General features: G+C 63.6%; 1 pseudogene. It reads right to left on the bottom strand.

Annotated features, from left to right (window positions below):
* Positions 1–117 precede the first annotated feature (117 nt).
* Positions 118–451: pseudogene (locus AWU74_RS08420) on the bottom strand (hypothetical protein); the annotation flags it as partial.

The raw sequence follows: 451 nt of genomic DNA, 5'->3' as shown, positions 1-451 counted from the left end.
CGTTGGTCGTGCTCGGGAAACGCGTCGCACCCGCTTAATCCGTCGGTCGGTCTTTTCCCGCTGCCGCGCATTCTCGGTTAGTATCTGGACAGTCTTTGTCGCCGACGGACGTCAGTATTACCGCACGAAAGAGCTTTTCAGAAACGCAAGGTCGAGTTCGGGGTAGAGCGTGAACCTGCCGAGAAGGGCGGAGACCCGGCGCTGCGCCACTTTCTGCGCCGCGCCGTCCAGCGCGATTTTGCTCTTCGACAACGCGCCTTTTTCGCTGGGCGCGGGTTTCGTGCCGTCGAGCACCAGCCGGATAAGCGGGGCGATTTCCTCCATTTCAGCCGTGCCCATACCGAGCGTCGTGAGCGCGGGGGTGCCGATTCGGAGCCCGCTCGTCCACCACGCCCCGTTCGGGTCTATGGAGTTCAGCACGATTTCGCCCGCGCCCAGTTCCACCGCCCGC

The organism is Treponema endosymbiont of Eucomonympha sp. (assembly GCF_001028545.1).
Note: the sequence above shows the minus strand (reverse complement) of the source record. Positions and strands in the feature narration are given on the sequence as shown.